This window comes from Planococcus sp. ISL-109 (assembly GCF_018613655.1).
In the GTDB taxonomy this organism is placed as follows: domain Bacteria; phylum Bacillota; class Bacilli; order Bacillales_A; family Planococcaceae; genus Planococcus.
Genome location: NZ_JAGGPW010000002.1, coordinates 1 through 13,794 on the forward strand (window position 1 = coordinate 1; position 13,794 = coordinate 13,794).

Annotated in this window: 7 protein-coding genes; 4 read left to right on the plus strand and 3 right to left on the minus strand. The window is 48.8% G+C overall.

Annotated elements, in window-relative coordinates:
* Positions 1-335: 335 nt before the first annotated feature.
* Positions 336-3,842 (minus strand): DUF6359 domain-containing protein, encoded by a 3,507-nt coding sequence (locus tag J7E21_RS00545; protein WP_215103754.1) that lies wholly within the window; start codon positions 3,840-3,842, stop codon positions 336-338.
* A gap of 369 nt (positions 3,843-4,211) precedes the next feature.
* Between J7E21_RS00545 and murJ the strand changes: the two genes are divergently transcribed.
* From murJ to J7E21_RS00565, 4 genes are read left to right on the plus strand one after another with little or no spacing between them, the layout of a single operon-like run.
* Positions 4,212-5,720 (plus strand): murein biosynthesis integral membrane protein MurJ, encoded by a 1,509-nt coding sequence (gene murJ / locus J7E21_RS00550; RefSeq protein ID WP_215103756.1) that lies wholly within the window; start codon positions 4,212-4,214, stop codon positions 5,718-5,720.
* A gap of 16 nt (positions 5,721-5,736) precedes the next feature.
* Complete coding sequence (locus J7E21_RS00555) at positions 5,737-6,615, plus strand: PIG-L deacetylase family protein (RefSeq protein WP_215103758.1); 879 nt, start codon at positions 5,737-5,739, stop codon at positions 6,613-6,615.
* Between the two features lie 23 nt (positions 6,616-6,638).
* Entirely contained in the window at positions 6,639-8,102 is a 1,464-nt protein-coding gene (locus J7E21_RS00560; protein ID WP_215103760.1) for an O-antigen ligase family protein, read from the plus strand.
* On the plus strand, positions 8,099-9,103 hold the full coding sequence (locus J7E21_RS00565) for a GNAT family N-acetyltransferase (RefSeq protein ID WP_215103762.1): 1,005 nt from the start codon (positions 8,099-8,101) through the stop codon (positions 9,101-9,103). Before J7E21_RS00560 ends, J7E21_RS00565 begins: the two co-directional genes overlap by 4 nt.
* 1,147 nt (positions 9,104-10,250) lie before the next feature.
* Here the strand turns inward: J7E21_RS00565 and J7E21_RS00570 are convergent.
* Together J7E21_RS00570 and J7E21_RS00575 are read right to left on the minus strand one after the other, a co-directional pair.
* Positions 10,251-11,003 carry a metallophosphoesterase gene (locus J7E21_RS00570; RefSeq protein WP_215103764.1) on the minus strand — a complete coding sequence of 251 codons (753 nt, stop codon included), beginning with the start codon at positions 11,001-11,003 and terminating at the stop codon, positions 10,251-10,253.
* A 242-nt stretch (positions 11,004-11,245) separates the two neighbouring features.
* A complete protein-coding gene (locus J7E21_RS00575) occupies positions 11,246-13,714 on the minus strand; it encodes a cell wall-binding repeat-containing protein (RefSeq protein WP_215103766.1) in 2,469 nt (822 codons plus the stop codon).
* Positions 13,715-13,794: the final 80 nt, after the last annotated feature.

The window sequence follows — 13,794 nt, forward strand, 5'->3', positions numbered from 1 at the left end:
GACGTTAAGTTGACAGATATGGGCGGGAATCGAGCCTCCTCATCCGCTTCGAAACCCGTGTGCTCCCACAGGAAAGATAAAGCCGAACTACGTGAGGCCTTATCTTTGCGATGTAATGCGAAGCATTATTGAGCAGAAGGTTTTACGAGCGGACGCTTCTCCAAACCACTTAGATAGCTCACTCAATTTTTTGTTGCATTGAACTGCTACATTTATTCTAGATATTGAAGATAATCAACTTCTTCAACATTCTGATAGTAAACTAGTTCCACCAATTAGCTTTAACACACAAAAAAAGACTGCCGGAGAGCAATCGCTCTCCGGCAATCTTTTCATTACCTTTTGCTTTTTTTCAATTGCCCTTTGTTCGTCACGACTGTGTAGTTGCCGAGTTCACTCACTTCGAGTGTGAACAAATCTCCGTTCAATTCGCCTTGGATGATTTTCCATTTGCCTTTGTCATCCTGGCGTGCACCAAACTGAACTTTCACGTCCGGGTTTGTGAGGAAGTTCAATTCCATCGGTTCGTTGAACGTGATGTCGAGCTCTGTTCCGTCTGCGTCAAGTACAGCAATATCAAGCTGTTGCGCGAGTGCAGGGCGGCTGTCGACTTGAGTTGCGTCATCGACTGCGAGGGCGAGTGTCATACCTTCGCCTGCTGCTTGAGCCAATTGCTTCAAGTTGTCTGCTGTGAATGTGAAGCTTGCGGCTTCGAGTTCAACTGACAAGTCTTTGCCGCTTTCAAGCAATTCATCGATTGTGCCTTGTGTGAATGTGATGTCGAGTGTGCCAGCGGCGTCAAATTCACCGGCTGTGATCGTTGCTTGGTCGCCGGATAGGTCCGGGTCGGCTTGCTGTTCGCCAGGAACTTGCGGCTCTTCTTCTTTATCGAAGGAGATTTGTGCAAGCAATGGATCATGGTCAGATGCGCGGCCATGTTCTTCCATGAACATCGAGTTGATGTGGACCATGTCGAGCTCTGTGCGTTCAGCCAAGTTGTTCGTCACCAATAAGTGGTCGAGCACTTGGGAGTTGCCTTGGTAATAATATGAGTAGCGGTCATCTAACGGCACATCGTCGACTTTGTTCGTCAAGATGTCGCCTTTAAGTGCTGCTAGTGCCGGAGTGAATTCGAAATCGTTCATGTCGCCAGTGACGATGACGTTCAAGTCCGGGTTCTTCTCAAGGCCGTCTGCGATAAAGCCGTTGATGGCTTCTGCAAGTTCTTTGCGCTGTACTTCAGAACCAAAGACTGGTGGCTGGTGCTGGCCCATCAAGCCTTGGTCGCCGCCTTTAGAGTTCAAGTGAGCTGCGATGACGACGACTTCTTCACCTTGGAATTCGAATTGCGCTGCAAGCGGCTTGCGCGTGCTAGGCATGGCAATCGGCTGGATGCGTCCTGGGTTCAAGACGAGGTCGCCGGATTCAGTCCAAGAGTTATCCTGTGTCGCTGTTCCTTTTTCGCCTTCAGACAACGACACGCGTTCCGGGTTGTACAAATAACCGACGCGGATATTGCCGCCTGGCTGCCCGCCGTCCTTGTTGTATTCCGGTGCGATGTCCGTCCATGCGTATTCAGGACCGCCCGCTGTTTGGATGTCTGCGATCAGACGCTCATACGAAGCGGAAGCATCAGAATTGCCGGAAGCGATCGGGCCGTCATTGTCCTGTACTTCGACCATCGCGATGATGTCCGGAGAATTTAAGTCTTCAACGAATGACTCAGCGATGCGCTGGGCCTTGTCGTCCGAAGTATGATCCGGGTCGGCTGAGAAGTTTTCGACGTTATACGTAGAAACCGTCAATTTGTCTTCAGTGTTTTTGATCCATGTCGTTTCAGGCTCTGTGCCGCCGTCGACGATAGCCGGGACAGCAGTTGTGTCTGTCCAGATCTGGTAGTTGCCATAGCCGTAGCCGAGAACGCCGACCGGAGTGTCAGCAAATGTGTCGCCAGCTTTTGCGACGAGACTTTCGTCTACTTTAATGGTGATGCGTTCAGGATTGAAATCATCTTCAGCGAGCAAAATGCCGCCTTGATTGTGGAACTCATTGTTTGTCGCATTTTTCGATACGACAATGACTTCTTCGTATTTCTGCGGCCCGAGGATTTGGGCATCGGCTACACCGACACGCATCCATTCAAGCGCTTCCCAGAAATCGATGCCGTCTTCTTCCGGCTCGAATGCAGAAAGCCCGTCGTTATCGATAATTTGTGTCGGCGGGAAGACATCTTCACCGATGATGATCGGCTCGGGAAGTTCCGCTGTGCCGTTTGCCACGACTTCAGTCGCACGGATGCGCGTCAGCGGCAAATCGTTTTGGCGCATATCGGAATAGCCGCTGTAGAAATGCTCTTCGACTGTTCCAGCAACGGTCACCAAATCGCCGACTTTCAATCCATTCGATGTGCGGTTGACGATGATCGCCTCAGAAGTCGTCCAGTCGCCGTCATCTTCTGTATCTTGGATGACAAAGTTCGCGCCATTGTAGATATGTGTCACCACACCCGTCACATCATTGACGGCTGCGCCTTCATAATCCGAGTAATGGTCTTGGCCTTGGATATCACGGATTTTAAGATCCGTCGTTTTCAATACCGTGTAATCGAATGTGAACACTTCAGATGTTTCGCCGTTAACTGCAATCGCTTTGATCACAGTGTCTTTTGTCAATACAATCGGCTCAGCATACACAGCGCTGTTGGCTGTTGGCGTCGAACCGTCTAGCGTGTAATGGATGGTTGCATCGTCCATACCGCTCGCAAGCGTAATAGCAGTTCCTTCCGAGACAACGCCTGGGAAGACATTGACGTAAACGGCCGGCTTGTTGACGAGGTCAAAGCTGTCAAAGCCGAGTGTTTTCACTTGGTACGTGTCGTTGTATTTCGAAGCGATGCCCGATACGTGGACCAGGTCGCCTTCTTTGTATTGTTTCGTGAACTCTTCGAACGTCAAGCCGTTGCGGTTGTCGTTGCGGATGACGATTTGCTCGCCATTTTCCGCAACCGCTTGAAATTCAAATGTTCCGAACGAGTTAACGGAGTTTAAGCCTGTGATGGTGACGCGTTCTAAGTTGATCCGTTCTCCTTGAGTCTCTTCATTGACACCTGCTGGTGAAATGGTCTGTGCTGTGGGCAATTCATTGCCGGAAGAAAGGACTTCAATATTCGTCGGCTGCAATTGCAATTCGCCGCCATATGTAGACGTCTTTCCTTCCAAGCGGACTATGTCTCCTACAGCTACTGATGCGCTGGTAGTATAGACATAAATTCCAGCCGTGTCATCCTGCACGTAAAATGCATTTCCGCCCCAGAAGCCAGTACCAGTCGTCACGACCGCTTCGACGGAAATCAATTCCCCGTCAGATTCGCGTGCTTCTTGCACATTGTCCACTGGCGTTGCAGCCGGCGGCTCTTCACCTGCTGCTACAATCGTGAAAGCAGTCGGTGAGCGTAGACCAGGAACTGAGAAGTAAGCCGAAAGTGAACCAGTAATTGTCACTTCCGCTTTGAAATTCCCAGGGTTGTCGACAAGGTTCAAGCCGGTACGGATAGATCCCGATGGCAATTGAACAGGCATGATGTTTGCCGGGTTTGTTTCGTCCGGTGAATCAGCTAAGCCAAGATTGGTCGCCGATGTAAATGGCGGCTCTTGGTCATAGTTGGTCCCGCTAGTCGCCGTCCCAACGATAAAGCCTTTTACCGTCGCCGTTCCTGTATTGTTTTCAATGGCTTCTGCAACTGAGATGGTTTCAGCTGCACCGGCAGTCGCCATGTACGGCAAAGCAGCCGAGAAAGCTAAGATCAGACTCAAAAAGATCTTACTGAACGCGCTTTTTGTCACAAATCTTCACTCCTCTAATAAGTTATTGTCATACGAATTCAGTATACTAAATAGTTGTAAACGCTTTATTAAATATTTGTAAATCTCTTTTATTTATACCCAAATTATTTATATTATTCCCTTTTTTATCCTGTAAAATAGGATAAAAAGAAATGGATTCTCTGTTTCTTCATGATAGTTACTCTATTAGCCCTATCATCTTGGCAGATGTGAACTTTTCCGCAACATAATGGTTCGAGGGACGTCTATTGTTATGGTTTCGTGATAAGATAGTTAAATGGAATTTGAAGCTTCTTAGTTTCTTATATAAGGAAAGAATGTGCTCCATTCGATTTACGATGGGCCACTTGTAGAAAGTAGGATTTTGATTTGGGCAGAAAACTCGCTATTACCGGCATTTTGTTTGTCATCGCTTCGCTGTTCCTGAAAATTTCAGGCCTTCTGCGCGACATGGTCATTGCATTCCATTTTGGGGATTCATACCAGGCGATGGCGTATTTCGCAGCATTCACTTTGCCGAATATGTTCATTTTGTTTTTCACTACCGGCATGAAAAATGCGTTCGTACCGAGCTTTATCCATGCGGACGCTGATGGCAAAGGCCATCATCATTTCTCGCAGGTCATACGGGGTACGATGGTGCTCGGCTTTATCGTATCTGTGATTGGCGTGTTGGCGTCACCGCTGCTTTTGCCGATCATGTTCCCGGAACTTCCGGCTGAAGCGATCGAGCTGAGCGTCGCACTGTCGGTGATTTTCTTTATCGCCGTATTCCTCGTGTCGCTGAATTCTGTGTACGAAGCGTATCTCGATGCGGAGAATAAATTCTCCTTGTCGGTCATTTCGCAGATTCTCGTCATCGGCAGCACCATCCTCGGCGCTGTCTTGTTCGCCGACCAAATCGGTGCGTACTCTTTAGCATACGGTTATTTAGTCGGTGCACTGCTATCGTATATCATCAAACGGTTGTGGTTTGTCCCAAGACGCAGCCATAAAGTGTTCGGCAAGCTCGATTGGGAAGAAATCAAACCGTTTTCAATCATCTTCGTTCCAGTGGCCATTACCGTCATGGTCGGCCAAGTGAACTTGACGATCGACAATATTTTCGCTGGCTCATTCAGCGGACAAGCAATCAACTATATCAACTATGCTAAAAACATCGTCCACTTTCCGCAGGCGATCATCGGCGTGACGATCGGGACGATCATCTTCCCGATCCTGTCGAAAGCGATCGCGAACGCCAATGAAAAAAGTTTCAAGCAAGGCATTGAGTATGGCTTGATGCTGACGCTGCTGGTTTTGTTGCCGGCTGTAGCGGGAATGATGTGGCTGATGGAAGATCTCATCCGCATCGTTTACGAACGCGGCGCATTCACAGCAGAAGCGACGGCGGCGACAGCCAGTGTCGGATACCTGTACATGGGATCGGTGTTGTTCTTCAGTTTGCAGAACATCTTGAACAAAGCGTTTTATGCGAAGAAGAAAGGCTATGTCATTTTGCGCATTTCCTTGTTCTCGATCGCGCTCAATGTTGCATTGAACTTCCTGTTCATCGCTTGGCTCGATTCGTACTTGGCGATTCCACTCGCCTCGTCCGTCATGGCGCTTGTCTATTTCGCCCTCAACTGGGTCGTCTTTAACCGCACCCAAGGCAAACTCGATACACGCTTTATCGTCAAAGATGGAGCGAAAATTCTGATGGCGACTGCGCTGATGCTGCTGTCATTATGGGCGGCATCCGGATTGCTCGAAAACTTGAATATGTACGTACGCTTTGGCTTGACCGCTGGAATCGGTGCGATTGTCTATGTTTTGGCCGCACTCGCGCTGAAAACTGAAATCGCCCGCTTCCTCATCAGCAAACTCAGAAAATCATAAGGAGTTTTTTCACATTATGAAACAAGCATTGATGAAAAACGCCACGCCGGTCCTGACGCCGGCGATTAAGGCGTCCTTGAAACGCTTTTATGCAGCTGACAAGCCCGTCACCCCGCTTGAAGCGGCGGAGCGCGTGCTTGTGTTCGCACCGCATATCGACGATGAAACGATCGGCCTCGGCGGAACACTACGGCGCTATGCGGATATGGGCACACATGTAACGATCGCCATCATCACAGACGGCAAAAACAGCAACGCCTCAACGGTCGATGCCGACAAGCTCGCCGATACGCGCAAACAAGAGCTGCTGTCGATTCAGGAGTTGCTCGGATTTACCGACATCCGCTATCTCGATTACCCGGACAGCCAAATCAAACAAGTCCAATCAAGCGACCGAATCCAGAGCTTGATCGAGGACATCCGTCCCGACACCGTTTACGTGACAAGCTTGATCGATGCGCACCCTGACCATGTCTACAGTGCACATCTTGTTGCGTCTGCTTTAAAAAAATCGGCGCACCAACCGAAAATCGTGCGCGAATATGAGATTAATTGCCCTGTACCGCCCTCTTACATTAATTGTATTATGGATATTACCGATCAGTTTCCGGTGAAACAACAAGCGACCGAGGCGTTCAAGAGCCAAGTCATCGCTTTTGACGGGTTTCTTGCACTCGCTAATATTAAAGCATCACAAACAAAGGAAAAAAATGTCCGTTACGTGGAAACTTTCATTGAAAACACAGCTCCAGGCTTTATCCAAGCAGCAGAGCACCTCGCAGAAGGTGACCGCCAGTATGAGCAGCATTTCAAACAAGCGAACCGGACCGTGACTTTATGGTGGGCCATCTTCAAAAACCTGAAACTAAAAAAGGCTATTTACAAGAGCCGCTAATATAAATGCACCTGGAGGGTATTATGAAATTTTTTAGGAACAACAACGAAAAATGGTTTTGGCTCATCGCCTTGATCACCCTTATGCTTATCGGCTATTCACAGCTGCCCATCATCGCTTATGTCCTGACAGCTGCAATGTTTGTCTATGCGTTCTTTAATCCGAAATACGGCATCTTGCTGTTGTTCGTCTATATTCCGATACGGGAATTTGTGACGGCTTATAACCCGGGGCTCAGCTATTTGACTGAAGCGCTCGTGTTCGGTGCATTATTCCACGTCTTTTGGGCAAACCGCAGCTCAATCAGTAAATTATTCCATTTCAAGAATTTCGAATACGCCTATTTCACGTTTCTTGCCATCGGCTCGATTTCAGCGCTCATCATGGGTATCAGCCCGATTTTAATCGCCATGCAATTGCGCCAGTTCGTAGTCTTTTACCTAGTGTATTACATCGTTTACCGCCTGGGCGTCACCCGTAAAGATTTGGTCAACCTTGTATGGATCTTCATCTGGACATCGATTTTGGTCATCATCCAAGCGATAGCGGAAAAGCTGTCGATCCGCAACTTCTTCTTGCCACTAGAATGGCAACAGATGGCCTTGTCGGCCAAAAACCGCGTGCGCATCTACGGCATGCTCGGCAATCCGAATGTGCTAGGCATTTTCTTGATGTTCGCGTTCATCGCCTTCTACTACGCGAAAAACAAATTGCCGGAATTCAACCCGCGCTATATGGACATTTTAAACGTCTTACTTGTCGGGATTCTGGTCCTTACATATTCCCGCGGCACTTGGGGCGGCTTTTTAGTCGCAGCCATCGCCTTCTTGATCATGACGCGCAAACTCGGCATCCTAGTGGATTTCGTTAAATATACGGTACTTGCAATGGTACTCGTCGTGTTGCCTATGAACTTGATGACAAACTTCATCGAAAGCACCGATCTCGGCGCAGAAAAAGTCACCAATATCCAGCAGTTTGATGTCGGTGGACAGTCCGGCTTCCGCGACCGCATCGGCAGCACATTCAGTGAAGACACCGTCACCGGCAGCCAAAGCTCAGGCCGCCTGTTCATCGTCAAAACCGGCTTTGAAGTGTTCAAAGATCATCCCGTAATCGGCACCGGTTTTGCGACATTCGGCGATTCCACGACGCTGTCGAACGGCTCACCGATCTATGAGCGTTACGGCATCGGCCATAATTTCTACTCGGACAACCAATATATCCAGATCATCGTCCAAACCGGCATTCTCGGCGTCATCGCCTTTGCGGCCTTCCTGTTGATGATGCTCTGGCGTTTCGGGAAAAAGCATAAAGAAAGCTATCTCTACTCACTGACGGTGAGCATTTTGCTCGGCGCCTACTTTATGGGCCTTGTCTACAATCTATGGGAATCCGATATCTTCGGTTTGGCGTTCTTTGCCCTGCTGGCTGCGGCATCGCGCCGTGAAGATTTTGCCCTTAAAGACAACGGTGAAACTTTATGATCCGCCTGTACCAACACGGCGACGCTGCTGGCATTAATGAATTGCACGAAAAAGTCTTCGGCAAACAACGATCTCTTGCAGAGTGGCAATGGAAGTTCGAAACTTTTCCAGAGAGCGCATCCATCGTTGTCTCCGAGGAAGACGGCCGCATTAACGGCCACGCCGCTTTCTTGAAAATATGCGCGCGGCATAACGGCAAGGATATTACTATAGGCGAACGGGTCGATATTATGGTCGACCCCGACGCTCAAGGCCGCGGCATCTACAAGCAAATCGTCGCGCGCATGATCCAAGAATGCGTTGCTGAAAAAATCGATATCCTCTACGGCTTCCCGGCACAAACCGCAAAGCAAGTATTTTTGAAAGCGGCAGGAGGAAGCGATCTCGGCAATGTGCCGCGCTTTCTCGCCGTCAATAAACCGGGGGCTTTGCTGGCCTCTAAACTGAGCCCGCTAAAAGCCATCCAGTCGCCGATCAACAAACTCTTTTCCGCATCGATTCCGAAAAAGACTAAGCACATACTGCGCGCCATGACCGGTGAACTAGAACTGGCCGATGAACTTTATGCGCGCTTTGAAGACCAGTACCCGCTCCATGCAAAACGCGACGGCAGCTATCTACAGCGCCGCTTCTTGTCGCATCCGGAGAAACAATACCGGGTCTATGCGCTCGAAAGCAATGGGCAGGCTGACGGCTATTGCGTGCTGCACGATGAAACAAAAGAAAACGGCGTCACGTTCACGACGATTGTCGATCTGTTAGGCGCGAACGATGAAGCGGTCATCGCCGATCAATTGAAAGCGATACGCCGCTTTACACAAGCGGATGCCCTCAATTGCTGGGCAGTGCCGGAGAGCCCGCGCTACCGCGGCTTGAAGAAAGCCGGTTTCTTCCATATCAATAGCCCGATGCCGTTTGTTATCAAAGATTTCACTGGCACTGGCAATTATGATCAGCTCACCGACTGGCATCTGTCCCAGTCGGATGTCGATTCCTATTAACGCAAACCCCCTCCGTTCAGTTTGAGCGGAGGGGGTTTGCGTGTTTTTCATATAATAGAATGCTGGTGGTTAGCTTAAATTATGTGTGAAAAGTTTGAGTTGATTGTTATTAATGTCCTGATTATATCCGCAGACTCGCTTTGGGTTGGCCTATCGCAGTGAGCCAGGAAGACCACCTGTCTCACTGCTTCGGCTCACCCTTGTGCGCGAGACCGCTCGGATAGTTCGTTGGTTCGAGTGAACGTTATATATTCTGCTTCAATATGATTCATCCGCAGTTGGATTAAGCTTATTTGGAATAGAGAGGAAAATATCTGGAATTCGTATGCGGAAATGTTCAGTAGTTCGGTTATTTTATCCTGATTGTATCCGCAGTCTCGCTTGGGGTTGAGCTTTCGTGATGAGCCAGGAAAACCACTGTCTCATCACTTCGCTTCACCCGTAAGCGCGCGGCCGCTTTTAGATTCCATTGATTCGCGAGAGTGAAATGCATCTGCTTCGATAGGATTCATCCGCAGATGGAAAATGCTTATTTGGAATAGGGAAAAAAATGTCGGTAATTCGAGTGTGACGCTGTTGAGCTGTTCAGATTCAGTGTCGCGAAATAAGCCGCAGCCTCGCTTGGGGTTGAGCTTTCGTGATGAGCCAGAAAACCAGCTGTCTCATCACTTCGCTTCACCCGTAAGCGCGAAGCCGCTTTTAGATTTCATTGATTCGCGAGAGTGAAATGCATATGCTTCGATATTACTCATCCACAAATGTTAGATGACTTATGCTGTTTTGTGAGTACTGAATATAAATATTCGTTTTCAGAAATGGGGATTAATGTAGTGAAATTACATTTTGAGATAGCTATAATCTATTTTCCTGTTGCTGATTTGAGAGAATAAAAAAGTTTATTCCCACTATAAACGTAGAGATGGAGCGCAGGGCGGCGACGCCTGAGGGATCAGCGGGTTTGAGAGACCCCGCAGGAGCGCATGGTTTTCGCGCGACGAGGAGGCTCGATTCCCGCCCCTAGGCAAGCGTCCGCCTGGAGCGCAATCTCAACCACTACCTATTTCACATACATATCAATAACAACTTCGCACTTATCTCACCAAACAAAAAAACAAGCATACATCCCTTCCGGATGCATGCTTGTTTCTTATTCCTCGTTAAACGCTTCGTATGTCTCCAATTCATCAGCTTCTACTATATGGCTGATGAAATCCTCATAGCTGATAATGCCGAGCGACAAAACTTCTGGCGACAAGGCGATGATCTTATCGATGCCCTGCGCTTCAAAATGCGCAACGGCTTCTCTGGCCGATTCGGTGTAATCGGAAAATGTTACATCGCCTGGCACTGTCACAGATTCACTGTAATGCGTGATGCCGAATATGCCAATCTGTTCCCCGCTGACAGTTTTCACATAGCCTTTATTGATGCGCCCGTCTACCGGCTTGTCGGTAAAATCGACGTTTGCACCGAGCACCGGGAATCCAGCATTTTTTACGTATATGCTGAGCGGCTTATGATCCACAACGCCTTTGCCGATATCGAATTCATGGTTGCCGAGCACTGCACCTTGATAACCGAGGTGGTTCATGAAGATGGCGTTCGCGAGTGAATCCTGTGCTTTTCTAGCGATGTCCCAAGAAGTCACGTCACCTGCAGATAATAAAAGATGGTTGCTGCTTGACTCGCGAATATTTTCAATCAATGAAGCGCGGCCAGCGATATTGTCCATTACTGTATGTGTATCGTTCGTATGCATCAAGGTCAGTTCAAACGTTTCCGGCTCTTCGACTGCATCCGGTGCAACTTCAGTTGGTGATTCATCTGTGCTGGCGACGGATTCGGGTTGGTCTGGTGCTTCCACATCACCGAAGCCTGCGCTTTCATCTTGTCTGGCCAAATGAAGAATGCCGTCACAGCGATTAAGATGGTTGCCATGAATATTATTGCCTTTTTCATGACAGTCACGTCCGTTTCATAAGAATTTCCCCCACATTCTACTAGAAAATAGCGGGAAGATGGGTATTCTCATAGATTCTTAATCATTCTTTACCCATTTCCTTATAATCTTTACCAAATAATAGTAGTAATCTATGCAAAAATAAAAAAACCAACCGCCAAGGCGGTTGGTTAGAATGGATTTCACTCTTGGTGCAATGCTTTCACTACTTCTGGAGAAACCGCTAATGTCCCACCAGTCGTGAAGACTGTTCCGTAGTAATGAGCGCGTGTCTCGACTACTGGATTGACGCTGTCTTGCTTCACTAGAAGCATCGGTGCGTTGTAAGCTGCCGCTAGGACGTTTCCAGTCAAAGCATCCGGGAAGTTCTGGCCGTTCGCTGCCAAGCCTTCACCAGCACCATCAAAGAGTTGCTCAGCTACTGCAGCTGAAGTCAAGTAACGATCAGCGCCGCTTACGCGTGTTGCGTTCGGCAAGTCAGAAGCTACATCATTCGAAACGGCTTGCGTTCCGCCGATGATGGTCGTTGAAGTATAAGATTCAAGCGCATCTGCAATGACAGCCGGAATGCGGTCTGGACGAGTCAACAGGATCGGCTTGTCGTTGACTGCTGCGTAAGATCCAGCAGATAAAGCATCCGGGAAGTTCAAGCCGCTGACGACAACTGCAGCTGTTGCAGCTGTGTCGAGTTCAGCAGCGATTGCGACTGATGTATCATAGCGCGTCTGGCCGCCGATACGGTCGACTTCAAGGTCCAATGCTTCAAGCTGATCGACAACGTCGCTCGATACAGCCATAGTTCCACCAAGAACAATCGCTTTCGTTGCGCCAAGGCGCTCAATTTCTTCCGCTACGCCAGCAGCAAGGCCGCCAGAACGCGTCAGAAGAATCGGTGCATCATACTGGTCTGCAAGAGGTGCAGCTGTTAAAGCGTCCGCATACTGGTCGCCGCGTGCGATGACCACTGTATCAGCAGAATCCCAGCCTTGTTTCGAGACAGCGATCGCTGTTTCGTAACGGTTTTCACCGGACAAGCGCACTTGGTTGATGCGGCGCTCTTCGTAAGGCTCTACACCTTCATCAGCGAATTTCTCTGCATGTTCCACGAACATTTCCCAATCTGTAAATCCTGGTTCAGAGACACGCCCTTCTGCATAAGCTGTGCCAAACATCTCGTAGCCGTCGCCGCCTTTAGCGGTGAACGAGTTTGTTGCTACTGTATATGTTTCTGCCAAATCGATTTCCAGATATTCTTCACCATTATCGACATAGACCGAAAGAACGCGGTCGCCAGCTGGCGCTTTGCCGTCATAATTGAAGAACATGCCGGAAGCGTGGAGGAATCCGCCATTTTCTGCTGGGAACAAGCGCACGCTATGTTCAAGCGCTTCCCAAATTTCCTGTCCTGTTACGTCCATGATTGCAAGAGCGTTTCCGAACGGCAATACCGTCAACACTTCTCCGTATGTGATCGGTCCTTCTTCAATCGAAGCACGGATGCCTCCGCCGTTTTGCAAGGCAATCGTTGTGTTTGAATTGATTTGCTGCGCTTTTGCGAGCATGCCATCTGTGATGAAATTACCGAGATTCGTTTCGCTTGCACGAATGCCGAATTCTCCGCGCGTCCCGTTCAAGAAGACATTGGCGTCAGCACCGATTTCTGTTTCTTTCAAGGTTTCCACTTCATCTGTATAAGGCTTCAAGATTGCTGCTGCTTCTGCATCGTCCGCAACAGAATCATCGATTGCATGATGCTCACCTACAAAGTTTGTTACATTTCCTTCAGCGTCAAAAGTAAGATCCAATTGGCCGAGGAATTTATTGTATTCGTTCGCCTGGACGATGACCGTGTCGTTTACTTCTTGTGGCGGCAATAGTTTTGTGTGCGTATGCCCTCCGACAATTACGTCGATGCCGTCAACTTCTGCAGCGAGCGTGCGGTCGTTATCAAATGCCGGGTTATCGTCATAACCGATATGCGTCAAAGCGATGATTTTGTTGATGCCTTGAGACTCGAACCAAGCGACTGCTTCGTCTGCAGCTTCCAAATAGTCGGTGAATTCAACATCGCCAGGGCTCGAAATTTCAGCCGTTTCAGCAGTCGTCAACCCGAAAACTCCAACTTCTTCCCCGTCGACTTCTTGGACCACACCGCTGTAGATTTGGCCATTTGAAGCCGTTTTCGTGAACGCTTCACCCGCTACGAGCGGTGCCATATTCGCGTCTTTAGAGAAATCAACATTCGCCCCGAGCATCGGGAAGTCTGCATTGCCGACAAATTCCGCCAGTGCAGAGTGCCCTGCTGCACTTGATCCGAGATCGAATTCGTGGTTACCAAAAACCATCGCATCGTATTCCATGTAATTCATCAATTCTAAATCCGCCTGGCCTTCAAACTCGTTGAAGTACAGCGTTCCCGAGAAGACGTCGCCTGCATCAAGCAAGAGGTTGTTATCCTGCTCCGCACGAATTTCTTTGATCAATGTTGCGCGCTTTGGCGCACCGTCAAGATTTGCGTGTGTGTCATTCGTGTGCATGATCGTCAGATTAAAATCACCTTCAGCTGCTTCTACTTTTTCCGAATCTTGGATCCCAATGACTGTTAGTGCCAGTCCAGCTGCCATTACAGAAGTGAAAATCTTTTTCGGCATTTCTCCACCATCCTATCATTTTTTTTGACGAACGCCTCCCGCTGCTGAACCTTTCAGACTATGTATGAAGGCGTTTATCC